The 24,758-nt window shown below is 69.1% G+C and carries 28 protein-coding genes; 14 read left to right on the top strand and 14 right to left on the bottom strand.

Going from position 1 to position 24,758, the window contains the following annotated elements:
* Positions 1–2: 2 nt before the first annotated feature.
* On the bottom strand, positions 3–872 hold the full coding sequence (locus FHU38_RS16070) for an enoyl-CoA hydratase (protein WP_167172283.1): 870 nt from the start codon (positions 870–872) through the stop codon (positions 3–5).
* On the bottom strand, positions 869–2,428 hold the full coding sequence (locus tag FHU38_RS16065) for a FadD3 family acyl-CoA ligase (protein WP_167172281.1): 1,560 nt from the start codon (positions 2,426–2,428) through the stop codon (positions 869–871). Before FHU38_RS16065 ends, FHU38_RS16070 begins: the two co-directional genes overlap by 4 nt.
* An 80-nt stretch (positions 2,429–2,508) precedes the next feature.
* Between FHU38_RS16065 and FHU38_RS16060 the strand changes: the two genes are divergently transcribed.
* Genes FHU38_RS16060 through FHU38_RS16045 form a run of 4 tightly spaced genes read left to right on the top strand, consistent with a single transcriptional unit; the run spans position 2,509 to position 6,246 of the window.
* Positions 2,509–3,663: an acyl-CoA dehydrogenase family protein gene (locus FHU38_RS16060; protein ID WP_167172279.1), complete on the top strand. Its 1,155-nt coding sequence runs from the start codon at positions 2,509–2,511 to the stop codon at positions 3,661–3,663.
* Positions 3,660–4,436, top strand: coding sequence for an SDR family oxidoreductase (locus FHU38_RS16055; RefSeq protein WP_167172277.1), 777 nt, complete (start codon positions 3,660–3,662; stop codon positions 4,434–4,436). The genes FHU38_RS16060 and FHU38_RS16055 overlap by 4 nt, the downstream gene beginning before the upstream one ends.
* A 12-nt stretch (positions 4,437–4,448) precedes the next feature.
* Positions 4,449–5,102 carry a TetR/AcrR family transcriptional regulator gene (locus FHU38_RS16050; protein WP_167172275.1) on the top strand — a complete coding sequence of 218 codons (654 nt, stop codon included), beginning with the start codon at positions 4,449–4,451 and terminating at the stop codon, positions 5,100–5,102.
* On the top strand, positions 5,095–6,246 hold the full coding sequence (locus FHU38_RS16045; RefSeq protein ID WP_167172273.1) for an acetyl-CoA C-acetyltransferase: 1,152 nt from the start codon (positions 5,095–5,097) through the stop codon (positions 6,244–6,246). The genes FHU38_RS16050 and FHU38_RS16045 overlap by 8 nt, the downstream gene beginning before the upstream one ends.
* A gap of 58 nt (positions 6,247–6,304) precedes the next feature.
* Here the strand turns inward: FHU38_RS16045 and FHU38_RS16040 are convergent, their stop codons facing one another.
* From FHU38_RS16040 to FHU38_RS16025, 4 genes are read right to left on the bottom strand one after another with little or no spacing between them, the layout of a single operon-like run.
* A complete protein-coding gene (locus tag FHU38_RS16040; protein WP_208416602.1) occupies positions 6,305–7,351 on the bottom strand; it encodes an NAD(P)H-dependent flavin oxidoreductase in 1,047 nt (348 codons plus the stop codon).
* A 14-nt stretch (positions 7,352–7,365) separates the two neighbouring features.
* Complete coding sequence (locus tag FHU38_RS16035; protein ID WP_167172269.1) at positions 7,366–8,115, bottom strand: CoA-transferase subunit beta; 750 nt, start codon at positions 8,113–8,115, stop codon at positions 7,366–7,368.
* Positions 8,112–8,975 (bottom strand): CoA transferase subunit A, encoded by an 864-nt coding sequence (locus FHU38_RS16030; protein ID WP_167172267.1) that lies wholly within the window; start codon positions 8,973–8,975, stop codon positions 8,112–8,114. The genes FHU38_RS16035 and FHU38_RS16030 overlap by 4 nt, the downstream gene beginning before the upstream one ends.
* Positions 8,975–9,733 (bottom strand): enoyl-CoA hydratase family protein, encoded by a 759-nt coding sequence (locus tag FHU38_RS16025; RefSeq protein WP_167172265.1) that lies wholly within the window; start codon positions 9,731–9,733, stop codon positions 8,975–8,977. The genes FHU38_RS16030 and FHU38_RS16025 overlap by 1 nt, the downstream gene beginning before the upstream one ends.
* 77 nt (positions 9,734–9,810) lie before the next feature.
* Between FHU38_RS16025 and FHU38_RS16020 the strand changes: the two genes are divergently transcribed.
* Both FHU38_RS16020 and FHU38_RS16015 read left to right on the top strand, forming a co-directional pair.
* Entirely contained in the window at positions 9,811–10,584 is a 774-nt protein-coding gene (locus tag FHU38_RS16020; RefSeq protein WP_167172262.1) for an SDR family oxidoreductase, read from the top strand.
* A 2-nt stretch (positions 10,585–10,586) separates the two neighbouring features.
* A complete protein-coding gene (locus tag FHU38_RS16015; RefSeq protein WP_167172260.1) occupies positions 10,587–11,492 on the top strand; it encodes an SDR family oxidoreductase in 906 nt (301 codons plus the stop codon).
* Positions 11,493–11,709: 217 nt separating this feature from the next.
* Here FHU38_RS16015 and FHU38_RS16010 read toward each other — a convergent pair whose 3' ends face one another.
* Complete coding sequence (locus tag FHU38_RS16010; RefSeq protein ID WP_167172258.1) at positions 11,710–12,474, bottom strand: tyrosine-protein phosphatase; 765 nt, start codon at positions 12,472–12,474, stop codon at positions 11,710–11,712.
* Positions 12,475–12,656: 182 nt separating this feature from the next.
* On the opposite strand from FHU38_RS16010, the gene FHU38_RS16005 reads away from it, so the two are divergent.
* Positions 12,657–13,238, top strand: coding sequence for a ClpP family protease (locus FHU38_RS16005; protein ID WP_243852271.1), 582 nt, complete (start codon positions 12,657–12,659; stop codon positions 13,236–13,238).
* Here the strand turns inward: FHU38_RS16005 and FHU38_RS16000 are convergent, their stop codons facing one another.
* Entirely contained in the window at positions 13,239–14,318 is a 1,080-nt protein-coding gene (locus tag FHU38_RS16000; RefSeq protein WP_167172256.1) for an isocitrate/isopropylmalate dehydrogenase family protein, read from the bottom strand.
* A 55-nt stretch (positions 14,319–14,373) separates the two neighbouring features.
* Here FHU38_RS16000 and FHU38_RS15995 point away from each other — a divergent pair, with 55 nt between their 5' ends.
* The 3 genes from FHU38_RS15995 (at position 14,374) to FHU38_RS15985 (ending at position 16,421) form a co-directional block, all read left to right on the top strand.
* A complete protein-coding gene (locus tag FHU38_RS15995; protein WP_167172254.1) occupies positions 14,374–14,604 on the top strand; it encodes a hypothetical protein in 231 nt (76 codons plus the stop codon).
* Positions 14,597–15,940, top strand: coding sequence for an erythromycin esterase family protein (locus tag FHU38_RS15990; protein ID WP_208415701.1), 1,344 nt, complete (start codon positions 14,597–14,599; stop codon positions 15,938–15,940). Before FHU38_RS15995 ends, FHU38_RS15990 begins: the two co-directional genes overlap by 8 nt.
* 79 nt (positions 15,941–16,019) lie before the next feature.
* On the top strand, positions 16,020–16,421 hold the full coding sequence (locus FHU38_RS15985) for a ChaB family protein (RefSeq protein ID WP_167172251.1): 402 nt from the start codon (positions 16,020–16,022) through the stop codon (positions 16,419–16,421).
* A 13-nt stretch (positions 16,422–16,434) separates the two neighbouring features.
* Here FHU38_RS15985 and ligD read toward each other — a convergent pair whose 3' ends face one another.
* Positions 16,435–17,517 carry a non-homologous end-joining DNA ligase gene (gene ligD, locus FHU38_RS15980; RefSeq protein WP_208415700.1) on the bottom strand — a complete coding sequence of 361 codons (1,083 nt, stop codon included), beginning with the start codon at positions 17,515–17,517 and terminating at the stop codon, positions 16,435–16,437.
* A gap of 85 nt (positions 17,518–17,602) precedes the next feature.
* Here ligD and FHU38_RS15975 point away from each other — a divergent pair, with 85 nt between their 5' ends.
* Positions 17,603–17,845 carry a type II toxin-antitoxin system VapB family antitoxin gene (locus FHU38_RS15975; protein WP_243852270.1) on the top strand — a complete coding sequence of 81 codons (243 nt, stop codon included), beginning with the start codon at positions 17,603–17,605 and terminating at the stop codon, positions 17,843–17,845.
* Positions 17,842–18,279: a type II toxin-antitoxin system VapC family toxin gene (locus FHU38_RS15970; RefSeq protein WP_167172247.1), complete on the top strand. Its 438-nt coding sequence runs from the start codon at positions 17,842–17,844 to the stop codon at positions 18,277–18,279. The genes FHU38_RS15975 and FHU38_RS15970 overlap by 4 nt, the downstream gene beginning before the upstream one ends.
* Positions 18,280–18,324: 45 nt before the next feature.
* On the opposite strand, the gene FHU38_RS15965 is transcribed toward FHU38_RS15970, so the two are convergent.
* The 3 genes from FHU38_RS15965 to FHU38_RS15955 all read right to left on the bottom strand — a co-directional run bounded on the left by FHU38_RS15965 (position 18,325) and on the right by FHU38_RS15955 (position 21,558).
* Positions 18,325–19,404, bottom strand: coding sequence for an ATP-dependent DNA ligase (locus FHU38_RS15965; protein ID WP_167172245.1), 1,080 nt, complete (start codon positions 19,402–19,404; stop codon positions 18,325–18,327).
* A 62-nt stretch (positions 19,405–19,466) separates the two neighbouring features.
* On the bottom strand, positions 19,467–20,438 hold the full coding sequence (locus FHU38_RS15960) for a sigma-70 family RNA polymerase sigma factor (protein ID WP_167172243.1): 972 nt from the start codon (positions 20,436–20,438) through the stop codon (positions 19,467–19,469).
* Positions 20,439–20,556: 118 nt separating this feature from the next.
* A complete protein-coding gene (locus tag FHU38_RS15955; protein ID WP_208415699.1) occupies positions 20,557–21,558 on the bottom strand; it encodes a GlxA family transcriptional regulator in 1,002 nt (333 codons plus the stop codon).
* A 70-nt stretch (positions 21,559–21,628) separates the two neighbouring features.
* Between FHU38_RS15955 and FHU38_RS15950 the strand changes: the two genes are divergently transcribed.
* Positions 21,629–22,405 (top strand): NAD(P)H-dependent oxidoreductase, encoded by a 777-nt coding sequence (locus FHU38_RS15950; protein WP_167172239.1) that lies wholly within the window; start codon positions 21,629–21,631, stop codon positions 22,403–22,405.
* Here the strand turns inward: FHU38_RS15950 and FHU38_RS15945 are convergent.
* The gene (locus FHU38_RS15945; RefSeq protein WP_167172237.1) at positions 22,393–22,617 is read right to left on the bottom strand and encodes a hypothetical protein; all 225 of its coding nucleotides are present in this window, start codon (positions 22,615–22,617) and stop codon (positions 22,393–22,395) included. The genes FHU38_RS15950 and FHU38_RS15945 overlap by 13 nt on opposite strands.
* Before the next feature lie 89 nt (positions 22,618–22,706).
* On the opposite strand from FHU38_RS15945, the gene FHU38_RS15940 reads away from it, so the two are divergent.
* Positions 22,707–24,197, top strand: coding sequence for an aminotransferase-like domain-containing protein (locus FHU38_RS15940; RefSeq protein WP_167172235.1), 1,491 nt, complete (start codon positions 22,707–22,709; stop codon positions 24,195–24,197).
* A 25-nt stretch (positions 24,198–24,222) separates the two neighbouring features.
* Here the strand turns inward: FHU38_RS15940 and FHU38_RS15935 are convergent, their stop codons facing one another.
* Positions 24,223–24,642, bottom strand: coding sequence for a MarR family winged helix-turn-helix transcriptional regulator (locus FHU38_RS15935; protein ID WP_167172233.1), 420 nt, complete (start codon positions 24,640–24,642; stop codon positions 24,223–24,225).
* Between the last annotated feature and the right edge of the window lie 116 nt (positions 24,643–24,758).

Below are 24,758 nucleotides of genomic sequence, written 5' to 3'. Positions count from 1 at the left end.
GCTCAGCTCTTCTTGTTGGCGTCGCGCATCGAACGGGCGTCCTGGCCACCCAGGGAGTCGCCCCCGTAGACCTCGGCGTTGTGCGCGTGGGCGAAGTGGTGCAGCCCGAACACCGAGTCCATGCCGGCTCGCATGCCCATCAGATCCTCGGCCTGGTTGACGGCCTTCTTCGTCAGCGCGAGCCCGAACGACGGCATCCGCGCGATCTGCTCGGCCAGCGCGAGGGTCTGCTCGTGCAACTCGTCCCTTGGCACGACCCGGTTGAGCATGCCCCACTCCTTGGCCTGCTGCGCGCTGAAGCGCTCGCCGGTGAACAGCACCTCCTTGGCGGCGCGTGGACCGAGTACCCAGGGGTGGGCGAAGTACTCGACGCCGGGAATCCCCATGCGCACCACGGGGTCGGAGAAGAACGCGTCGTCGGAGGCGACGATCAGGTCGCACACCCAGGCCAGCATCAACGCGCCCGCGATACAGGCGCCCTGCACGCTGGCGACCATCGGCTTGGGAATCTCCCGCCAACGCCTGCACATCCCCAAGTACACTTCGGACTCGCGGGCGAAGCGCTGGTCGCCGCCCTGCTTGCCGACGTGGTCCCACCACAGCACGGCCTTGTTCTCGAAGTGCGCGTCCACGTCCCTGCCAGGGGTGCCGATGTCGTGCCCCGCCGAGAAGTGCTTGCCCTCACCCGCAAGCACGATCACCTTGACCTCGTCGTCCTCCACGGCGCGGGTGAACGCGGCGTCCAGCGCGTAGGTCATCGCGGAGTTCTGCGCGTTGCGGTACTGCGGCCGGTTCATCGTCACCACGGCCACCGCGCCGCGGCGCTCGTAACGCACGACCTCCGCTTCGGCTTCATCGGTTTGCGCGCTCATCGTTTTGCCTCCTCGTCCCGCAACGTGCGTTTGAGAACCTTGCCCGCAGGGTTGCGGGGCAACGCCGTGCGGAACTCCACCTGCCGGGGCACCTTGAAGTTGGCCAGCTCGCGTTTGCAGTGGTCGATGACGTCCTCCTCGGACATCGTCACCCCCGGTCTGCGCACCACGAAGGCCTTGCCGACCTCACCCAGCCGCGCGTCGGGCACGCCGACCACGGCGGAGTCGGCCACTCCGTCGAGCCTGGCCAGCACCTGCTCGACCTCGGCCGGGTAGACGTTGAAGCCGCCGCAGATGTACATGTCCTTGAGCCGGTCGGTGATGGTGAGGTAGCCGCGCTCGTCCAGCCGACCCACGTCACCGGTGTGCAGCCAGCCCTCGGCGTCGATGGCCTCCCGTGTCGCGACTGGGTCGTCGAGATAGCCGAGCATCATGTTCGGCCCGCGCAGCAGGATCTCGCCGTTGTCCGCGATGCGGATATCGAAGCCTGCCGTGGCCCTGCCGGAGGTGCGGGCGATGGTCTCGGCATCGTCTGTGGGCCTGCACATCGTGGCCACCACGGCCTCGGTGAGCCCGTATGCGGTGAGCACGATGTCGAAGCTCAACTCGGCACGCATGCGCTCCACCAGGGCGACCGGCACCGTGGCGGCGCCGGTGACCGCGACCCGCAGGCTGTCGAGGTCGTACCGAGACCGGCTGGGCGCGTCCAGCATGACCTGGTAGATCGTGGGCGCTCCCGGAAGGATCGTGACCCGCTCCCGCTCGACCAGCCGCATCGTGGCCTCGACGTCGAAGGTGAGCTGCGGCAGCATCGCGGCCCCACGCAGCAGAGCCGCCAGGATGCCCGCCTTGTAACCGAAGCTGTGGAAGAACGGATTGATGATCAGGTAGCGGTCCTGGTCGCAGAGGGTCGCGCATTCCGCCCAGGCCCGCGCGACGCCGATGGTGCGGCGGTGGCTGGTCATCGCGCCCTTGCTGCGCCCGGTGGTGCCCGAGGTGAACAGGATGTCGGCGACATCGTCGGGGGCAACGGCCTCCGCGCGGGCATCGATCTCGGCCAGTTCAGCGGCATCGGCGTCGGCTGTCAGCCGCGGCAGGTCGCGCCAGTCCACGACGCCGTCGGTCGGTTCCGGCTCGCCCTCCACCGGAACTCGCACGACGAGCGGCAGCTCACCCATCCCGGCCTTGCGTAGCTCTGCCAGCCGATCCATGCCGAGGAACGGACCCGCGACCACGAGCCCCCGCGCACCGCCGCGGGAGATGACGTCGGCCATCTCCGGGCCGGTGAAGCGGGTGTTGATGGGGACGACGGTCGCGCCCGCGTAGAGGATGCCCAGCGAGGCGACCACCCAGTGGTAGGTGTTGGGTGAGCAGATGGCCACCCGGTCGCCCGGCCGAATACCGCGGCGGGACAGCACGGTCGCGAATCGGCGGACCTGCTCGTACAGTTCGGCGTAACGCAGCCGCACCGAGTCGTTGACCACGGCCTCCCGGTCGCCGAACTCCCGCGCCGCCCGCTTTAGTGCCGCCGGAACCGTGGCTGGTGCCGTTTCCACGAGAACCTCCCTAGCAAGTGCTTGGTAGGGTAGCCTACGCACCAACGGCCGCGTTGAAAACATCCCGAGGAGGTCTTCGAGTGTCCGACACGGCGTCGGGCGGCGAGTTTCGCGACGAAGTGCGGACCTGGCTGGCCGAGAACCTCACGGGCGAGTTCGCCGCGCTGCGGGGGCTCGGCGGTCCCGGCCGGGAGCACGAGGCATTTGAGGAACGCCTTGCCTGGGAGCGGCACCTCGCGGCGGCGGGATGGACCTGCGTCGGGTGGCCGGTCGAGCACGGTGGCCGGGGGGCGACGCTGGAACAGCAGGTCATCTTCCACGAGGAGTACGCCAGAGCCAACGCACCCGCGAAGGTCAGCCACCTCGGCCAGGAACTACTCGGCCCTACGCTCATCGCCTTCGGCACCCCCGAGCAGCAGCGCCGGTTCCTGCCCAAGATCGTGTCGGTGGAGGAGCTGTGGTGCCAGGGCTACTCCGAGCCGGGTGCGGGCTCGGACCTGGCAGCCGTTTCCACCACCGCACGCCTGGACGGCGACGAGTGGGTACTGCGAGGGCAGAAGGTGTGGACTTCGCTGGCCCACGTCGCGGACTGGTGTTTCGTGCTCGCCCGCACCGAACCCGGCTCCACCAGGCACGGCGGCCTTTCCTACCTGCTGGTGCCGATGCGGCAGGACGGCATCGAGGTACGGCCCATCCAGCAGCTCACCGGCACCTCGGAGTTCAACGAGGTGTTCTTCGACGGCGCCCGCACTCCCGCCGACCTGGTGGTCGGCGAGCCCGGCGAGGGTTGGCGTGTCGCGATGGGCACCCTCGGCTTCGAGCGTGGCGTGGCCACGCTGGGCCAGCAGGTCGGCTTCCGGCGCGAGCTGGCGGCGCTGACCGACCTGGCCAGGCGAACCGGCGCCGCCGACGACCCGATCGTCGACCAGCGCCTCGCTCAGGCGTGGGCCGGGCTGGAGGTGATGCGGGCGCATGCGCTGCGCACACTCGGGGACCCCGCGCCCGGCGTGGCCGAGGTGTCCAAGCTCGTGTGGGCCAACTGGCATCGAGAGCTCGGCGAGCTGGCCATGTTGGTTCGCGGTGCGGCGGGGCTGGTGGCCGACCCCGAACTGGACGAGTGGCAGCGGCTGTTCCTGTTCACCAGAGCCGACACCATCTACGGCGGCTCCAACGAGATCCAGCGCAACATTATCGCCGAGCGGGTGCTCGGCCTGCCGAGGGAGAAGCGACAGTGATTCCGTTGCCGGACTACCCGCAGGGGCGCGAACTGCTGCGCGACAAGGTGGTCGTGGTGACCGCCGCCGCGGGCACGGGCATCGGCTCGGCCGTGGCCCGGCGCAGCCTCGAGGAGGGCGCCAGGGTGGTGATCAGTGACTGGCACGAGCGGCGGCTCGCGGAGAAGGCCGAGAGCCTCGCCGAGTACGGTGAGGTGCACGCCTTCCCTTGCGACGTCACCGACGAGGAGCAGGTGCGGGGACTGATCGCCGCCGCGGTGGAGCGGTTCGGCCGCATCGACGTGCTCATCAACAACGCCGGTCTCGGCGGCAGCACGTCGATCCTGGACATGACCGACGAACAGTGGTCTCGCGTGCTCGACGTCACGCTCAACGGCACGTTCCGGATGACGAGGGCGGCGCTGCGCCAGTTCGTCGAGCAGGGCGGTGGCGGAGCCGTGGTGAACAACGCCTCGGTGATCGGCTGGCGGGCGCAGGCGGATCAGTCGCACTACGCTGCCGCCAAGGCAGCTGTGATGGCGCTGACCCGGTGTGCCGCCGTGGACGTGGCCGAGCACGGAATCAGGGTCAACGCGGTGTCACCAAGCCTGGCGATGCACCCGTTCCTCGCCAAAGTGACCTCCGAGGAGCTGCTGGCGGACCTGACCGAGCGGGAAGTCTCCGGCAGGGCGGCACAACCGTGGGAGGTGGCGAATGTCATGGTGTTCCTCGCCAGCGACTACGCCTCGTACCTGACCGGCGAGGTGATCTCGGTGAGCAGTCAGCATGCATAGGGGACGGGTCGGATGAACACGAGAACCGTGAAGAAGCGACAGGCGGGCAACAACGGGTCCGGAAGGCGCGCCGAACTACTGGCACTGGCCGCGCGCCTGTTCGCCGACCGCGGCTACGTCTCCACGACGGTGCGCGACATCGCCGACGCCGCCGGAATCCTCTCGGGAAGCCTGTACCACCACTTCGACTCCAAGGAGTCGATGGCCGACGAGATTCTGCGCGGGTTCCTCGACGAGCTGTTCGACACCTACGCGCGGATCGTCGCCGCCGACCTCGGACCGCGAAACACGCTGGAAGCGGTGGTGGCCGCCTCGTTCCGGTCCATTCGCGACCATCCGGCCGAGGTGGCGATCTACCAGAACGAGGCCAAACACCTGGCTCATCTGGAGCGCTTCGCCTATATCGACGAGCGAAACGTGGAGTTCCGCAACCTCTGGCGCAAGATCCTCACCGACGGGGTGCGGCAGGGCGTGTTCCGCGAGGACATCGACGTGGAACTGGTCTACCGCTTCATCCGTGACACGGTCTGGGTGGCGGTGCGCTGGTACAACCCGGCGGGCACCCTCTCGGCCGACGACGTGGCGCAGCAATACCTCGGCATCCTGCTCGACGGGATCGCCACCCGCCGCAGGCGGACCAAGAAAACGGGAGAGACCCATGGCTGAGGCATACATTCTGGACGCGGTGCGCACGCCGGTCGGCAAGCGCGGCGGTGGCCTTTCCGCCGTGCACAGCGCCGACCTCGGCGCGCACGTCATCAACGCGATCCTCGATCGCACCGGGGTGGACCCCGAGCGGGTCGACGACGTGATTCTCGGCTGCACCGACACACTCGGCTCGCAGTCGGGCAACATCGCGCGCACCGCGTGGCTGGCAGCGGGCAGGCCCGACCACGTTCCCGGCGTGACGGTGGACCGGCAGTGCGGTTCCAGCCAGCAGGCCGTGCACTTCGCCGCGCAGGCCGTGCTGTCCGGCACGATGGATCTGGTGCTGGCAGGCGGCGTGCAGAACATGAGCCAGATCCCCATCAGCGCGGCGATGCTGGCCGGGCGGGAGTACGGCATCGACGACCCGTTCTCCGGCTCGAAGGGTTGGCAGCAGCGCTACGGCAGTGCCGAGATCTCCCAGTTCCAGAGCGCGCAGATGATCGCCGAACACTGGGACATCTCGAGGGAGGCGATGGAGGAGTTCGCCTACACCAGCCACCAGCGCGCCATCGCCGCCATCGACCAGGGCAGGTTCGACGCCGAAACCGTGCCCTTCGGTGATCTCAAGTACGACGAGGGTCCGCGCAGGGACACCAGCCTGGAGAAGATGGCGGGACTTTCGCCGCTGAGCCCGGGTTCGCGGATCACGGCGGCCGTGGCCAGCCAGATCTCCGACGGTGCCAGTGCCGCGCTGCTGGCTTCCGAGGCGTTCGTGAAGGAAACCGGGACCACGCCGAAGGCGCGGGTGCACCACCTGGCGGTGCGCGCGGCCGATCCGGTGTGGATGCTCACCGGCCCCATTCCCGCCACGAGGTTCGCGTTGCGCAAGGCAGGGCTCACCGTGGACGACATCGACCTGTTCGAGGTGAACGAGGCGTTCGCCAGCGTCGTGCTCGCGTGGCTGGACGAGATGGGCGCGGACCCGATGAGGGTCAACGTCAACGGCGGCGGAATCGCGCTGGGGCACCCCATCGGCGCCACAGGGACCAAGCTGTTCGCCACCCTGCTGCACGAACTGGAGCGCCGAGGCGGCCGCTACGGCCTGCAGACGATGTGTGAGGGCGGCGGCACGGCCAACGTGACCATCATCGAGCGGCTGTGATTAACCCGCCCGTGCCCGGCGAGGACCACTCGCGGGGCACGGGCGGTGCCTGCCGTCGTTACAGCTTGCCCAGTTCGGCGATGCGTGCTCGGGCGTCGGTGACCATCCCTTCGATCAACTCGGCCACGCTGGGCAGGTCGGTAAGCATCCCGACCACCTGGCCGGAGGCGAGTACGCCCGCGTCGGTGTCGCCCTTCACCAGCCCGGCCCGCAGCAGCATCGGCGTGTTGGCGGCCATGAGTACCTGCGCCCACGTCCGGTCTCCCGAGCGTTTCATCGCGAGTCCTTCGGTGACCATGGACCGCCAGGACACTCCGGTGAGCTTGCGGAATCTCGCGGCGTTGCGCACCGCCCTGAGCAGTCCGGTCACGTTGCCCGAGCGTTCGAGGGAGTCCACGAGGTCGGTGCGCAGCACGCGGTGCGGCATTCCGTCGACCTTGCGGGTCACCACGGTGTCGGCGAGACCCCGCTCCAGGTAGGCGCGCTTGACCGCGTCCGGCACCGTGCTCTCCTTGGTGAGCAGGAACCGGGTGCCCATGGCCACACCAGCCGCGCCGTAGGCCAGCGCGGCGGCGAGGCCGCGCCCGTCGAAGAAGCCGCCCGCCGCGACCACCGGAATGTCCACCGCGTCCAGCACCGAGGGCAGCAGCAGCGTGGTGGCCACGCCACCGGTGTGCCCACCGCCCTCGCCGCCCTGCACCACGACCGCGTCCGCGCCCCACGAGGCGACTTTCTCGGCGTGCCTTGCCGCGCCGACCGAGGGCACCACCACGATGCCCTCGTCCTTCAGCTTCGCGATCAGCTCCTTGCGCGGGGCGAGCGCGAACGAGGCGACCTTGACCCGCTCCCTGATCAGCAGCTCGACCCTGCGGTCCGCGTCCTCGGCGTCCGCCCGCAGGTTCACCCCGAACGGCTTGTCGGTGCGACCCTTGACCTCCTTGACCGCGGGCTCCAGCTCGTCGTAGGTCATCGTGGCCGAGGCCAGGATGCCGAGCCCTCCCGCCTCGGCGGTGGCCGACACCAGGCGTGGCCCCGCGACCCAGCCCATTCCGGTCTGCACCACCGGGTGCCGCACGCCGATCAGTTCGGTCAGCGGGGTCCGCAGCGTCGCTGCGGTGGTCACGACGGCACCTCACGATCCCGAGTGGACTTGGGGTCGATCACCTCACGCAGCAGCCGCAACTCCTCGTCGGTGGGCAGCCTGGTCTCTGCCACGTCGCCGGTGTGGAGTTCGAAGCCGGTGTTGGCGACCACCTCGTCCACGGAAACGCCGGGGTGGACCGACACCAGCCGCATCGCGTTGTCCGGCCCGCAGAAGTCGAGCACGGCCAGGTTGGTAACCACCCGGTAGACGTCGTGGTACTTGCGTGCGCTCGGCCCGGCAGCGCGTGCGCTGTCGTAGCCAACGCCGGAGATCACGTCGACCCGCTCGGTGAACACCCGTGTGCTGTGTCGGGGAACCCAGTAACTCGTGCGATTGTTGACAGTGTTTCCCGGCCCGCCACGCACGCCGAGCAACTGCTTCTTGGGCCGTGCGTGGTCCCCGATCGCGGAGATGTTCTGGTTGCCGTAGCGGTCGACCTGGTTGGCTCCCATCACCACGTGCCGCTTGCCGTGTGGCACCACGGTGTCGAGCACCTTGCGGAACGGCTGCCAGCCTTCAACGATCGGCTCACCGACACCTGGCGTGCTGGCCAGCAGGTAGGCCTCGCCGTCGCTGAGCAGGATGTCGGGCTCGAAGGTGAGCCTGGCAAGCCGCGCTCCAAGCGACGGCAGCAGGCCCATCGGACTCACCACGATCTCACCGTCGCCCCGGAACAGCTCCGCGCAGGCCACCGCGGCGACCTCGGCACGTGTCGCGTTCGTCATGCCGCCTCCCGGGTGAACTTGTCCACTTCGGATAGGTAGGTTCGTTCGTCTCCGGAGAGGAACCGGTCGACGAACCTGGGCCAGACCTCGAGGTCCTTCGCGGACTCGGCGTAGTGCCGCTGGAACTTCTCGTCGCGGCCGTAGTCGGGCGCGGCGCTGGTGAAGTGCGCCCCGCGTGGGGTTTCCACCACACCGTGCACGGCGGAGCGGTTCAGCAGCAGGCTCTGCACCGGCGCGGTAGCCGTGAGCTCGGCGGTGTCCACCACCTGCTCGGCGGAGACGAAGCAGCGGTCGGCCGCCAACGCGAACAGGTCGTCGAAGTAGGGGTCAGGGCCGAGGTACTGCGCGTTGCCACGGGCGTCGGCGCGGTTGAGGTGCACCAGCGCGGCGTCGAGCCGAAGCGGTGGCACGGCGAGCAGCTCCTCGCCGTCGGGGTAGGGGGAGCTGACGGTGCGCAGCTGCGGGTTGAGCCGCATGACGTCCGAACCCAGCCCGGCACGGGTGGGCAGGAACGGTAGTCGCTGCGCGGCGGCCGACAGCGCGGTGCCGAACACGCCCTCGTCGTACTCGGTTACCTCGATCTGCCCGCTCTCGCGCACGCGGCCGAACCACGGGTCGAACGGGATGGAGTCCAGCGTCACGAATCCGAACACCAGCTTGCGGATCCGACCCGCGGAAGCGAGCAGCCCGACGTCGGGCCCGCCGTAGGAGACGACGGTGAGGTCGGTCAGCGACGAGCGCAGGATGGCCCGCACCAGCGCCATCGGTTTGCGCCGCGAACCCCAACCGCCGATGCCGATGGTCATGCCGTCGGAAAGCTCGGCGACGACCTCGTCGGCGCTCATCCGTTTGTCCGCCATCACTCTCCCTTGCCGTTGTCGAGGAAGTCCTGGCGCGCGGCGTCGGAGACACCGGCCAGGTTCAACTCGAAGGTGAAGCCCTGTTCGTACCGGTAACTGCGGTGCACCGGCTGTGGGTCGATGCCGTTGAGGGCCTGCTTGGCGGCGCGGATCACCCTGGTGTCCTTGTCGGCGATCTGCCTTGCCACCGCAAGCGCGGCCTCGTCGAGTTCGGCGCGCGGCACCACCCGGTACACCGAGCCGTGGTGGTGCAACTGGTGGGCGTCCACCGTGCTCGCCGTGTAGTACAGCGTGCGCATCAGGTGCTGCGGCACGAGGCGGGCGAGGTGCGTCGCAGCGCCGAGCGCGCCACGGTCGACCTCCGGCAGCCCGAACGTCGCGTCGTCGGAGGCGACGACGACGTCGGCGTTGCCGACGAGCCCGATCCCGCCGCCGAGGCAGAACCCGTGCACCGCTGCGATCACCGGCACCGCACAGTCGTACACGGCGGCGAACGCGGCCGCGCAACCGTGGTTGGCGCCGATCAGCGCCCCGTACGCGGAATCCGCCTGGATCTCCTTGATGTCCACGCCCGCGTTGAAGCCACGTCCCTCGGCTCTCAGCACCACGACGTGGCACTCCGGGTCGCGGCCCTGCGCGGTGATCGCCTCGGCGAGGTCGAACCAGCCTTGCACGGTGAGGGCGTTCACCGGAGGGGAATTCACTGTCACCACTGCGATTCCCGGCTCCACGCGGTTCGTGGAGATGACGTCTGCCATACGCCTTCCTAACCTAGCACTTGCTTGGTAAGTTAGCAGTGTGCCTGGCGCGAGTACAGGCCGGAAGGAGGAATGGCGTGGCGCTCGACTTGCGCCTTGACGGCGCGGTGGCGCTCGTCACCGGAGGTGTCCGTGGCGTAGGGGCAGGCATTACCGGGGCTCTGCTCGATGCGGGCGCCACGGTCATCACCTGCGCGCGCCGGGATCCGGAGCGGCTCGATCGGGGCGTGGAGTTCCAGCGGTGCGACGTGCGAGAGCCCGCCGATGTCGAGCGGCTGGTCGAGCGGATCGCAGAGCAGCATGGGCGGCTCGACATCGTGGTGAACAACGCCGGTGGTGCGCCGTTCGCCGACGCCGCTACCGCCTCGGCCAACTTCCACGCCAAGGTCGTCGCCCTGAACCTGCTCGCCCCGCTGTCCGTCGCACGTTGCGCCAACGCGGTGATGCAGCGGCAGGAGTCCGGAGGCGCGATCGTCAACATCAGCAGCGTCAGCGGCGCGCGACCGTCCCCGGGCACCGCCTCGTACGGGGCCGCAAAGGCCGGACTGGACAACCTCACCGCGAGCCTGGCCGTGGAGTGGGCACCCAAGGTACGGGTGAACGCCCTGCGTGTCGGCATGGTGCGCACCGAACAGGCGGAACTGCACTACGGCGACAACGAGGGAGTCGAGGCCGTCGGCGCGACCGTCCCGCTCGGACGGTTGGCCGAGCCCGAGGAGATTGGTGCCTGCGTGGCGTTCCTGGCTTCCCCGCTGGCGTCCTACGTCAGCGGCGCGACGCTGGCGGTACACGGCGGGGGAGAGGTGCCCTCGTTCCTCGCCGCCGCCAACGCACGACATGACAAGGAGTGACGGTGACAGGAATCGTGGAAGGCCGGGTCGTGATCGTCACCGGCGCGGGCAGGGGCATCGGGCGCGAGCACGCGCTGGCGTTCGCCCGCGAAGGCGCCCGAGTGGTGGTCAACGACATCGGTGTCGGGCTGGACGGTAGCGGCAGCTCCGGCGGCCCGGCCGAGCAGGTTGTCGCCGAGATCGAGGCCGCGGGTGGCTCGGCCGTGGCCAACACCGACGACATCGCCGACTGGGCAGGTGCGCAGCGACTGGTGGACACGGCCGTCGAGAAGTTCGGCAGGCTGGACGTGCTGGTGAACAACGCGGGCTTCCTGCGCGACCGGATGCTGGTGAACATGGCGGAGCAGGAGTGGGACACGGTCATCCGGGTGCACCTGAAGGGGCACTTCGCGACCCTGCGGCACGCTGCCGCGTACTGGCGGGCCGAGGCCAAGGCGGGCCGTACCCCCAGCGCACGGGTGATCAACACCAGCTCCGGCGCCGGGCTGCTCGGCAGCGTGGGGCAGGGCAACTACTCGGCGGCGAAGGCGGGTATCGCGGGGTTGACCGTGGTGGCCGCCGCGGAACTGGCTCGCTACGGCGTCACGGTGAACGCCATCGCGCCCGCGGCGCGCACGCGCATGACCGAGCAGGCTTTCGCCGAGGACATGGCCGCACCTGAGGACGGGTTCGACGCGATGGCGCCGGAGAATGTGTCACCGCTGGTGGTGTGGTTGGGCAGCGAGGAGTCGGCGAAGGTGACCGGCAGGGTCTTCGAGGTCGAAGGCGGTCAGGTGTCGCTGGCCCAGTCGTGGCGGCACGGCCCCTCGGAGGACAAGGGAGCACGTTGGGAGCCCGCCGAGCTCGGCCCCGTCGTCGCCCGCCTGCTGGAGCGTGCCCCGGAGCCGGAACCGGTCTACGGCGCCTGACCCACCCACCCCGCGAGTCCTGCGTTCCTGCCCGCGAGTTCTGCGTTCCTGCCCGCGAGTTCTGCGTTCCTGCAACGCAGGTGGGCGGCCCAGCCAGGTGGGTTTCGCCGGGTTCGCCGTTGGCAATGCGGAACTCGCTGCCCGCACTGAGGGACTCGCGGGCGAGAGTGCAGAACTCGCGGTCCTGAGCGGGGGACTCGCGGGGTTGACGGTGGGGTCAGTCCCGCAGCTTGCGGTGTAGCGCTTCCAGTTCGTCGTCGGCGAAGCCGTGTTCGCCGAGCCAGTCCGGCACGCCCCCATAACGCTTGTCGATGTGGTCGAGGAACTCCGCCATGGTTTCCGCGCGCGGCACATGCTTGTCCAGCGGTACCCGGTCGATGTCCTTGGCATAGGTCACCGACCCGCGCAGCCGCTCCAGGATCGCGGCGATCCGTTCACCGGTGGCCGCGTAGTCGCGCACGATCTCGTCGCGCTGAGCTCCCGCCACCGACAACGCGAACGCGACCACCACCCCTGTGCGGTCCTTGCCCGCGGCGCAGTGCACCAGCGCCGCACCGTGCGACCGGGTGACCGCCCGTAGCGCGCCGACCACGCTGTCAGGGCGCTCCTCCAGGTAGCCGAGGTAGTGGGCACAGGCGGGGTCACCGCTGTAGCGCTCCACCTCCATGCGGCGACGCACCAGCAGCGCCTCGGCCGCGGCGTTCCAGGCGTGCTCGGGCAGCAGCGAGTGGTGCTCGTGCACCACCTGCTCCACCCTGGTCAGCGGGCCGGGTCCCTCCGCGTGCAGCTCGGCCTTGGTACGCAGATCCACCACCGTGCTCAGCCGAACGGTGCCAAGCAGGTAGGAAACGTCACCGGAGGAGAGGTCCTGCAAGTTGTCCGACCGTAACAACCGGCCGGGGGCGGTTGTCGCACCATCCTCGGTGGGGATGCCACCGAGGTCCCGCACATTCACCGCACCCTCAAGCTTCAGCCATCGCACAGGTCAAGTCTCCCAGCACGAGGTCACGCACGCCGAGCCCTTTTCGCCTATATCACAACCGCTGCGCAGGGGGTGAGCATCGCCGGCTGTTGGTGTGTCCGCTCACAGCGCAACCGCCCTGCACGCTCCGCCGTGGGCGAACGACGCCCACAACGGGCCCAGCTAAGGCTAGCGTCGCGGACATGAGCACTCTGCTGCGAACACCGTCACTGCGATCGGCGGGAACCTCCGAATCCCAGGAGCCCGTCTTCGAACGCCTGCTCACCGAGCGGATCGTGTTCCTCGGTTCCGAAGTGGACGACCAGGTCGCCAACCGCATCTGCGCCCAGTTGCTGCTGCTGGCCGCCGAGGACAGCGAGCGTGACATCAAGTTCTACATCAACTCGCCCGGCGGTTCGGTGACCGCGGGGATGGCCATCTACGACACCATGCGGCTCATCGAACCCGACGTGTCCACGTGGGCGCTGGGCTTCGCCGCCTCCATGGGACAGTTCCTGCTGTCCTCGGGAACGCCGGGAAAGCGGTTCGCGTTGCCCAACGCCCGGCTGGTGATGCACCAGCCTTCGGCGGGCATCAAGGGGACCGCCACCGACATTCGCATCCAGGCGGACGTGTTCGGCGCCATGAAGCGCCACATCGCCGAACTCACCGCGAGCCAGACCGGCCAGCCGTTGGAGCGCATCCTCGCCGACGCCGACAGGGACCGCTGGTTCACCGCCGATGAGGCACGCGACTACGGCTTCGTCGACCACGTGGTGAGGTGATCAGCGGCCCGCGCGTAGTGCGGTGACCACCGCGTCGGCGACGGTGTCGGCCCCACCCCGGGCCGAGCCGTCCTGCTCGATACGAGCGGTGCCGTCGGCAAGCGCGGCGGACACCGCCGACCGGACGGCCACGGCGGCGGTGTGCTCCCCGAGGTGGTCGAGCATCATCGCGGCGGCAAGCAACTGCCCGACCGGGTTGGCCACGCCCCTGCCCGCCAGTGACGGCGCGCTGCCGTGGATCGGCTCGAAATAGGCCGCGCCTGCACCGACATTCCCTGAGGGGCACAGCGAGATGCCGCCGACCGTGGCTCCGCCGAGGTCGCTGAGCACGTCGCCGAGGAAGTTCTCCATCACGAGCACGTCGAAGTGTTCGGGTCGCAGCACGAGCGCCTGTGCCGCGGCGTCGGCGTAGAGGTACTCCACCTCGATGCCGGGCCAGTCCTCTGCGACCTCGGTGACGAGTCGGCGAAACAGCGCGTGGCTGCGCAACACGTTGCTCTTGTCCACGCACGTCACTCTTCGCACGCCATCCCCTGGCGCGCCGTCGCGGCCCGCGGCGATCTCGAAGGCTTTGCGCGCGACACGCAGTGTGCCTTCCCTCGTGGCCAGCAGGGTGTCGGCCACCGCCCACTCGTTACCGACGCCCTTGCCGCGCGAGGCGTAAAGGCCCTCGGTGTTCTCGCGCACGATGACATAGTCGATGTCGCCCGCCTTCCTACCCGAAAGGCAAGAGGTGACCCCCGGCAGCAGCAGGACGGGGCGGACGTTGGCGTAGGTGTCGAGTCCGGTGCGCAGGATGCCACCGAGCAACCCGGCCTCGGTGCCGTCGGGTAACCGCATGTCAGGCAGCCCGACCGGACCCTTCAACGTCGCGTCCACCTCGTGTCGCAGTCGCTCGACGTCCGCCGAGGAGCACCCGGCCCCCGTGCGCCGGTAGGTGTCGGCGCCCGCGTCGACCTCGACGTATTCCAGTTCGACGCCGCCGACCTCACTCGCCGCGTCGAGCACGCGCAGCGCGGCGTCCATCAGCTCCGGCCCGATGCCGTCGCCTCGAATGAGTGCGATCCGGTGACGTCCCATAGTCGGGCAATATATGAGGTTTAGTCGGTGAGGGCATGGGGCACTGACCGTAACGATGAACCAGTGGGAGACCGCCCCGGTACGTCCGGAGGACTGGCGGCACGACAGCGTCGTCGCGCCGGGTGGGCTGGCTGAGCGGCTCGCCGAGGCGGGCGGCAGAGCGGAGCGGGAACTGCGGGAGGGCAGGCCCGCTTCGGCCGTGGAGACCCTCGACGGGCTGCTGGCCGAGGTGGAATCGTGGCGGCGGATCGCGGCCGAGCAGGCCAACCTCGACGACGATGGGTGACCGCACGAGCGCGAAGGGTAGCCGCAGCTCCACTGTGGACGGCGTGCGGCGGGAAGCGATCGCGTTGCGCCGGGTCGACGACCTGGACCCGGTGGTGGAACGGATCGGCACGGCGCGCTACGTGCTCCTCGGAGAGGCCTCGCACGGCACGTCGGACTTCTACCGCTGGCGCGCGGAGCTGACGAAGCGGCTGATCACAGAGCTGGGATTCTCCTTCGTGGCCGTTGAGGGCGACTGGCCCGACTGCCACCGCCTGCACCGCAGCCTCGCCGGTACGCCCGGTGCACCTTCGGACCCGCAAGAGGTGTTGGCGACCTTCGAGCGGTGGCCGCGGTGGATGTGGGCCAACGAGGAGGTCTCCGACTTCGCGCTCTGGTTGCGGCTGCTCAACGCCAGTCGCTTCGCCGACCTTCCGGTTGGCTTTCACGGCCTCGACGTCTACAGCCTGTGGGACTCACTGCGGGCCGTGCTGGGCTACCTGTCGGAGCACGAACCCGATCAGGTCGAGGCGGCCCGCGCGGCGATGCGGTGTTTCGACGCCTACGGCGAGGACCCCGAGGACCCCGTCGCCCACGGACGTGGGATCGCCGTGGTGCCAGACGGGTGCGCCGACGAGGTGGTGCGGTTGCTCACCGAACTCAGGCGCGACAGCGACGAGGAACCACTGCCCGGTCTGGACGAGCGGTTCGTCGCCGAACAGAACGCCCGCATCGTGCAGGGCGCCGAACGCTACTACCGCGAGCTGCTTTCCGGCGGTCCGGCTTCGTGGAACGTGCGCGACCGCCACATGGTAGACACCCTGGAGCGCCTGATGCGGGTGTACGGTCCCGGTGCGAAGGCGGTCGTGTGGGCGCACAACAGTCACATCGGCGACGCCAGGGCCACCGACATGGAGCGGGCCGGCCTTGTCAACCTCGGCCAACTCGTGCGCGAGCGGCACCCCGCCAACGACGTGGTGGCCGTCGGGTTCTCCACCCACCACGGCAGCGTGGTCGCCGCGGACAGCTGGGGCTCCCCGCCACGACGGATGCGCGTGCCCGACGCCAGGCCGGGCAGCACGGAGGCACTCCTGCACGAGGCGGTGGGAGAGCGAGACTCACTGTTCGTCTTCGGCGCCGGCTCGCACGAGTGGTTGCGGCAGGTACGTGACCACAGGGCCATCGGTGTGGTGTACCGACCGCAGGCCGAGCGGGCGGGCAACTACGTGCCCACGGTGCTCGCCGAGCGCTACGACGCGCTGGTGCACTGCGACTCGACCTCCGCGCTCACACCGCTGCGGCCGCTGGAGCGCGAACCCGTTCCCGAGGCGGCACGGACCTACCCCAGCGGCAGGTGAACGGTTGAACGGTTTGGACACGCCGTGACGCGGTAAACCACCGGCCGAGTGAGGAATCGAGTTGTGGAGGTGAGTAGCCGTGCCGGGACGTCAGGAGCTGCCGAGCACGATCGAGCGCTCGCCGAAGAAGGCGCAGCGCACCTGGATCAAGGCACACGACTCGGCTGTCGAGACCTACGGCGAGGGCAGGCGGGCCCACCAGACCGCCTTCGCGGCACTGAAGCACTCGTTCGAGAAGGTCGGCGACCACTGGGAGCCCAAGGAACGCAAGGGACCGTCGGACGAGCAGGCCAAGCGTGGTGCGGGCCAGCGTCCTGCGAGGACCCAGGGCGGTGTCGACGCTGGCGCGAGCAAGCAGCACCTCTACGAAAGGGCAAGGGAGCTCGACATCTCGGGTCGCAGCTCGATGAACAAGCAGGAACTCGTCGACGCCCTGCGCAAGGCCAGCGGAAGGCGCACGGCCAAGGCCAGGAAGAAGTAGCGGGGCTTGCGGCTCACTCGCGTCGGGCTCTGCTGGGCGCGACCCTGGGTGGCTCGTTGGGCTGCTTGGGATACACCGGTGGCCATGGTGCGTCCATGAGCCCGCTGTCCATGTCCCGACGTGACAGCTCCAGCAACGGTTCCAGTGACTGCGGGCGCTCGTACATTTCCTGCCACGGATCGCCGTCGGCCTCCAGCCGCGCGGGTACCGACGCGATCGTCAGTCGTTCCGGATCGATGTCGGGTAGTTCGTCCCAGCGGATCGGGGCCGACACCTGCCCACCGACGCGCGGGCGCACACACCAGGCGCCGAACACCGTCTTGTGCGGCGCGTTCTGGTTGAAGTCGACGAACACCCGGCTGCCGCGCTCCTCTTTCCACCACTGCGCCGTTACCGACTCAGGGTGGCGGCGTTCCAGCTCGCGGGCGAGCGCGACGGCACCCGCGCGTACCTGGTAGCTGTCCCAGCGCGGCTCAAGTCGCACGTACAGGTGCAGTCCTCGGGAACCGGTGGTCTTGACGAAAGCCTCGATGCCGAGTTCCCGCAGCAGGCTCCGCGCCAACACGGCGGCGTGCCGCACATCGGCGAACGTGGTCCCGGGGGAGGGGTCCAGGTCGACCCGCAGCTCGTCGGTGATCTGTGGAGCGTCCGCGTGGTAGGGCCACACGTGAAAGCCAAGACAACCGAGGTTGACCGCCCACAGCACGTGCGCGAGGTCGGCGGCGACGAGCGCGTCGCTCGTGGTGCCGTTCGGCGTGGCGACCACGGTCGTTCTCAACCAGTCCGGCACGGAGGATGGTACGCGCTTCTGGAACCACGACTTGCCGCCCGCGCCGTTGGGGTGGCGCTCCATGAGCAGTGGCCTGCCTCCGAGCGTGGCGAGCAGTGGTGTGGCGACGGCCTGGTAGTAGCGCACCAGGTCGAGCTTCGTCTCGCCGTGCTGGGGGAAGAACACCTTGCCGGGACTTGAGATGTTGACCTGTGTGCCTGCGACGTCCACTACTACGCCGTCGTTCCCGCGCGCACCCCGGCGCCGCGGCCCGGTTGCCGCGCCGGATTCCGGTGAATCGTCGTCATCTGGCACAGCATTCAGCATATCGCTCGATCCCTGCGTCACCAGCCACGCAAGGCCGCAAGATGGAATTCTACAGCTGTATGGCTCGGATGGTATGGTCAGCCATATGAAGACGACGGTGAACCTTCCGGACGAGCTACTGCGGGAAGCGCAGAATCTCGCCCGCCGCGAAGGCACGACACTGCGAAACTTGATCGAGAGCGGCTTGCGTACCGTCGTCCAGCAACGCACCGGCGAATCGCGGTTCACGCTTGAGGACGCCAGCGTCGACGGCCGCGGTTTGCGGCCGGAGTTCCGTGGGGCGGGGTGGGAACACATCAGAGACGTCATCTACGGCCGGTCGGCATGATCGCGCTGGACACGAACATCCTCGTCTACGCACACCGGCGGGATGCCGAGTTCCACCCGCCCGCGGCCAAGTTGGTGAAGGAACTCGCGGAAGGGCGGTCGGCGTGGGCGATTCCCTGGGCGTGCTTGCACGAGTTCTACGCCATCAGCACGCACCCGAAGATCTACGACCCGCCGAGCACCCAAGAACAGGCGGTAGCGCAGGTCAACGCGTGGTTGGCTGCCCCGACCCTGACCGTGTTGCGCGAACCGGTGGGCTACTGGGACCAGCTCGCGCCGCTGTTGCTCAGCGGACGAGTGGCCGGACCCATGGTCCACGACGCACGAATCGCCGCGCTTTGTGTGGCGCACGGCGTACGTGAACTGTGGTCGGCCGACCGGGACTTCAGCCGATTCACCAGTGCCGTCAAGGTGCGAAACCCCCTGCTGGACTGAGTCCGCTCGACTGAGTGCCGCGGGGTCCGCTGCCGCGTGCCGCGTTCACCCGGCGCGCACCTCGTCGAAGAACGCCTCCAACTCGGCGGGCGGGACCTCTTCCAGTTGGGCGTAGGTGCACGACTCGGGCCTGCGGTCCGGCCGGAACCGGACCAACCTGCCGCCGTGCCGAAGCCTGCCCGCCTGCACGTGTTCGTATCGCACCTCGGCGACCAGTTCGATCCGCAACGGCTCCCAGGACAGGTCCTTGCCCGCGCTCCACCGGCTCAGCCCGCCAGGCATCCGGCCGCCTTCCTCGCCTGCCGCCTGCGCCCAGTCACGCCACGGGTGCTCCCGCAGTGCCCCCTCCCGCAGCGGAGCCAGCTCCTCGACCAGTTCCTTGCGCCGCTTTGCGGCGAAGCTGCTCGCCACACCGACGTGGTGCAGCGTGCCCTCGTCGTCGTACAGCCCGAGCAGCAGCGAGCCGATTCCCTGACCGTCCTTGTGCCAACGAAAGCCCGCCACCACACAGTCGGCGGTGCGCTCGTGCTTGACCTTCCACATCGAGCGGCGATCCTGCTCGTATGGCTTCGGGCCCGCCTTGGCCATGACCCCGTCGAACCCGGCGCCCTCGAACCGGTTGAACCAGTCGAGTGCGACATCGGGGTCGCTGGTGATGGGTGTCAGGTGCACGCGGGCGGGCGCGGTGTCCAGGATCTGCTCGAGCAGGCGCCGCCGTTCGTCGAACGGCGCGGCGGTGAGGTCGCGGTCGTCGAGCGCGAGCAGGTCGAACGCGACGAAGCTGGCCGGGGTTTCCTCGGCCAGCTTGCGCACCCGGGACGCCGCGGGGTGCAGGCGGTTTTGCAGCGCGTCGAAATCCAGCCCCGCGTCGGTCACCAGCACGATCTCACCGTCCACGACACAACGCTTCGGCAGCGCGTCGGCGAGTAACCCCACCAGTTCCGGGAAGTACCTGGTCAGCGGCCGGTCGTTTCGGGAGCCGAGCTCGATCTCGGTGCCATCGCGGAACACGACGCAGCGGAACCCGTCCCACTTGGGCTCGTACCGTAGTTCCGGCGCCCTCGGCAGTTCACGTACCAGTGCGGCCAGCATCGGCCGCACCGGCGGCGTTACGGGGAGGTCCACGCAAGCGATCCTATGACCTGGGACAACGCTTGGCACCCCACTGTGCTGTTCGGCTGGGCGCGTCAGCTCGCCCAGTCGAACAGCGCGGCGCGCCGACGGGGTTCGCGCAGCAGCTCCAGTGCCTTGCGCTCCAGCGTGCGCACCCGCTTGCGCGTGATGCCGAGGCGCTCGGCGATCTCCGCGACGGTGTGCTGGTGCCCGTCCCGCAACCCGTACCGCAGCGACACGACCGTGGCCTCACCCGGGGGCAGGCTGTCCAACGCCGTGTGTACCTCGTTGAGCAGTGCTTGCCGCTCCACACCCTCGCCAACGGCGGACACCGTGGTGTCCGCGACGAGGTCGCCCAGCTTCAGGTCACCGTTCTCGTCCAGCGGCGTGTCGAGGCTGACCGTGGACTTGCCCGCCTGGCGCAGTGCCACCACCTTGTCCACGGGCATCTCGGCGGCGGCGGCGATCTCCTCCACCGTCGGTTCGTGGTCGCCGCTGGCCTGCAGGGTGCGTTCCAGCCGGTCGAGCTTGGCGACCTGCTCGCCGACGTGCATGGGCAACCGGATGGTGTTGCTCTGGAACGCGTTGCCGCGCTGCACGGCCTGCCTGATCCACCACATGGCGTAGGTGGAGAACTTGTAGCCCTTGCGGTAGTCGAACTTCTCGACCGCGCGGATCAGCCCCAGATTGCCCTCCTGGATCGCGTCGAGCAGCGGCAGCGAGGTGTTGCGGCTCTTGCGTGCCGCCGTGACCACCAGCCGAAGGTTGGCGCGCACCATGTGATCCTTGGCACGGACACCGTCGCGGGCGATGACCTCGAGGTCACGCCTGTGGCGGGCCGTCAGGTCAAGCTCGCCGTCCTCGGCCTGCCGCAGCAGCTCGGCAGCGTACAGACCGGCCTCGATCCGCTTGGCGAGATCGACTTCTTCGGTCGCGGTGAGCAGCGGGGTCGCTCCCACCTCGTCGAGGTAGTAGCGGACAAGGTCAGGCTCTTCGGTGGCACCTCGGGAACGGGGACGGGTCGCGGTCGTCGAGGCGTTAGCCAATTCGTCACCCTCTTTCTGGTGAAGCAACGCGTCCGAGGGCGGGCACGTTCCGTGAGAAGGCTTGCGAGCTCACCACCGTCATGGGGGCAGTCGCTGGATGGAGAGTCCACCTATCTGATTAACGCCGTGTAGTCGTGGCTTGTTCCGCCACGCGCACTCCTCGGAACGTGCCCCGGTACACACTCGGGGAAACGCCGAGCACCGCGTTCAGGTGTTGCCGCAGCGAGGCGGCGGTGCCGAAGCCGGTCTGTGCCGCGATCCGGTCGATCGGCAGGTCGGTGCGTTCCAGCAACTGCCGTGCCCGCTCCACGCGTTGCTGCGTCACCCACCGCAACGGCGACATGCCGACCTCCTGCCGGAACCGGCGGGTGAAGGTTCTGGTGCTCATCGACTCGATAGAGGCGAGGTCGGGCAGCGACAGCGACTGGTCGAGGTTCGCCAGCGCCCACGCCCGTGCCCGCCCTGTCGACGACTCGCGGGGCGAGGCCACTGGCCGCTGGACGTACTGTGCCTGCCCGCCTTCCCGGTGCGGGGGCACGACGGTGCGCCTCGCGACCTCGTTGGCGATGGCCGCCCCGTGATCGCGCCGGATCAGGTGCAGGCACAGGTCGATCCCTGCCGCCTCGCCCGCGGAGGTGAGCACGTCACCGGAGTCGGTGTAGAGCACGTCCGGATCGAGTTCCACCGACGGGAACAGCCGCCGGAACGACTCGGCGGAAAGCCAGTGAGTGGTGGCGCGACGACCGTCGAGCAAGCCCGCCGCGGCCAGCACGAACGCGCCCGTGCAGATGGACGCCATCCGGGTGCCCGGCCGGACGAGCGCCAGCGCCGCCGCCAGCGCGGGGCCGAGTCTGCCGTGAAGCTCGGTCTCGTCCGGCTCGTGGGTGGCCGGGATGACCACGGTGTCGGCGAGCGCGAGCGCCTGCGGACCCTGCGTCACCGTGACGGTGAAGTCCGCGTCGGTGCGCACCTCACCGGGGGTGAGCGCGCAGGTCACCACCTCGTACAGCGGCTCGCCGTCCGGTGAGCGGGCGGCGCCGAACAGTTGGTGCACCAGACCCAGTTCCAGCGGCATGACGCCGTGGCGGGCCAGTACGGCGACACGGTGCGACCGGCTCATGGCCCGATTCTTGCATAGGTTGGCTTTCGGGCCACTCGATCGCGAGGCAGCCGGAGCACATGATCGAGGCATGAACGTGTTGTGGCTCTTCGCTCACCCGGAACGGCGCTCGCTCAATGCGGCGCTGAAGAACGACGGTGTGCGAACGTTGACCGAGTTGGGACACCAGGTCCGTGTGCACGATCTGTACGCGATGAAGTGGGACCCGGTGGTGCAGCCGTGCGACTACGGCCACGACCCCGACGAACGCCTGCTCGTCAGCAAGGTGTCCAGGCAAGCGCACGCCGCCAACCGGCTCAGCCCCGACATTCGTGCCGAGCAGCAGGCCGTGCGGTGGGCCGACACCCTCATCGTGCAGTTTCCGATGTGGTGGTTCGGGATGCCCGCGATACTCAAGGGCTGGTTCGACCGGATCTTCGTGAACGGGTTCGCCTTCGGTGTCGCCGACCCCGTCACCGGCCGCACCATGCGCTACGGTGACGGCGGGCTGGCGGGCAAGCGGGCGATGGTGCTCACCACGATCGGCGCGCGCGAGTCGTCATTCGGGCCACGAGGCATCCACGGTGAACTGTGCGAGGTGCTCTTCGGCGTGCACCACGGCATCTTCTTCTACTCCGGTATCGAGGCACTGCCACCGCTGGCGGTCTACGGAGCTGACCGGGCGGACGAGGCGGACTTCGCGGCCGCCGCGGAGCGGCTGCGGCAACGGCTGGCGGAACTGGAGGAGCTGCCCGGTCTGCCGTTTCGGCACGAGAACGGTGGCGACTACGACGCAGACCTGGTGTTGCGTCCGCACCTGGCTCCCGGCGAGACCGGCGTGTCCATCCACTCCCGTCACCAGGGCTGAAGCCGCGTGGCAGGCCTGCCGCTCAACTCGGCGGTGTAGTGCTCGACGCGCTCGGCGTGGGCGGCTCCCACCTGCCACAGCACCAGCAGACCCGCGACGACGTCCCGCGCCAGCCGCGGTTCCACGTCCGGTGCGGGGCCGGGCAACCACACGGCCCTGCCGATCCCGGCGAGCATGGCGGCGACGACGAGGATGAACGACGCGGTGAGCATGAGAGATACCTCTTCTATGGGCAGTCCACTTCGCGATTGGATCGATGCCTCTTAGACTCCTGCGGAGATTGGACTCCGAGGAAGGGCCAATGCGCGGGGAAGTGGATCGATTTCAGCGGGGCGCCGCGTTGGCGGCGTTGCTCGGCGAGTGGAGTACCGGGCCCGGCCCGCTGTACCGCAAGCTCGCCGACGCGCTCGCTCGCGCCGCCGAGGAAGGCGCCCTGGAAGTGGGGGAGCGGCTTCCTTCGGAGCGAGAGCTGGCGAGGTCGCTCGCGGTCAGCAGGTCGACGGTCGTGGCCGCCTACGACGAGTTGCGCGCCCGTGACGTACTCGACCGCAGGCGCGGCAGCGGCACACGGGTCAACGGGCGGAACAGGGGCCCGCGCGGTGACGGGAGGGTAAGGGGCGGCCAGGGCACGGCCATCTTCCAGCGGTTGATCGACGGCCCCGGTCCGACGATCTCACTGGCGTGCGCCGCGGACGAGGCTGCCGCAGAGGTCGGGCAGGCCATGCGGGAGGTGGTCGCCGAAGACCTGGACGAGTTGCTGTCCGAGCCCGGGTATCACCCTCACGGGTTGCCCGCCCTGCGCCAGGCGGTCGCCGAGCGCTACACCCACTTCGGGCTGCCGACCACCGCGGACGAGGTACTGGTGACCACTGGCGCGCACCAGGCGCTCGTGCTGCTGTCCCAGGTCTACCTGCGGCCAGGAGCCACCGTGGTGACGGAGTCGCCGAGCTGGTCGCCGTGCCTGGACATCTTCCGTGAGGCAGGCGTGAACCTGGTGGCGGTCCCGCTGGACGAGGAGGGGATCGACCCCAACGGGTTGGCTGCCGCGCTGGCCGAACACGAGCCGGCGCTGCTTTATGTGATGCCGACGTTCCACAACCCGGCAGGCGTGCTGATGTCGTCCGCGCGCAGGCGTACGGTCGCCGAACTCGCCTCCCGGCACGGCGTCGCCGTGGTGGAGGACAATGCCTACGCCGGACAGAACCTGTCGCGAACCGCGCCACTGCCCGCGCCGCTTGGCGCATACGCCGGCGGCGGGTCGGAGATGCTGACGGTGGAGTCGTTCAAGGGAATCTGGGGCGGTTTGCGCATCGGCTGGATTCGTGGTCCGGTCGGGATCATCGAGCGTTGCGCTCGCCGAAAGGCGCTGGCCGATCTCGGCAGTCCGGTATTCGAGCAGGCGGTGGCCGCCCGGCTGGTGCCGCGCATGGAGGAGATCGGTGAGCGGCAGGCGGTGCTGCGGCGGCAGCGGTGCGCGCTGCTGGAACGGCTGCTGGCCGACCGGCTGGCAGGGTGGACCTGGCGCCACCCCGACGGCGGTTCGTCGTTGTGGGTGCGGCTTCCCGGCGGCAGCAGCGCCGACGTGTTCGCGCAGTTGGCGCTACGGCACGGCGTCGAGGTGATCCCGGGCTCGACGATGGACCCCAGCGGCGCGCACGACGATCACCTGCGGATTCCGTTCCCACGCCCGCAGCGGGAACTGGAGGAGTTGGTGGACAGGCTGGCGCTGGCGTGGACCGAACTGCGCAGGCACGGGCCGCGCGAGGAGACCCCGCTTTGCCCCATTGTCTGAGGCGAGCGGGTGGCAGGCGGCGCGGTCAGGAGGCCAACCGCAGCAACAACCGCTCCAGCGTCCTGCGCTCGTCGTCGCTGAGGGCGGAGAGCAGGTCGTCGTCGACACCTCTGGCCAGTTCGCGGGTGGTGTCAAGGGTGGACATGCCTGCCTCGGTCACGACGACGACACGGGTGCGCCGATCGTCCGGGTGCGCGTCGCGACGCACCAGGCCGGCACGTTCCAGATCGTCGACGAGCGCGACCACCGCACTCGGGTCCACCCCGAGCACCTCACCGAGCTCACGTTGTGAGAGCCCGCCCTGCTCCGCCGAGGCCGACAACACCGTGTAGTGCCTGCTGCGCAGGCCGAACGGCTCCAGCGCGCGGTTGAGATTACGGATGGCGCGACCGCCCGCGCGGGCAAGCAGAAACCCGACTCTGCCGGACGGGACGGCTTCGGGCATCGACTCCGCGGTGGCGATGGCTCCTCCTCGTCCAGATGGTGTCACCACATTCTGCCAGCAAACCACATGACGGAAACAATGGTTGACAACCATAACGATTGATGAGTACACCTTTA

The sequence above is a fragment of the Saccharomonospora amisosensis genome, assembly GCF_011761185.1.
GTDB lineage: Bacteria > Actinomycetota > Actinomycetes > Mycobacteriales > Pseudonocardiaceae > Saccharomonospora_A > Saccharomonospora_A amisosensis.
The sequence above is the reverse complement of the archived record's forward strand: the minus strand, read 5'-3'. Positions and strand labels throughout refer to the sequence as shown.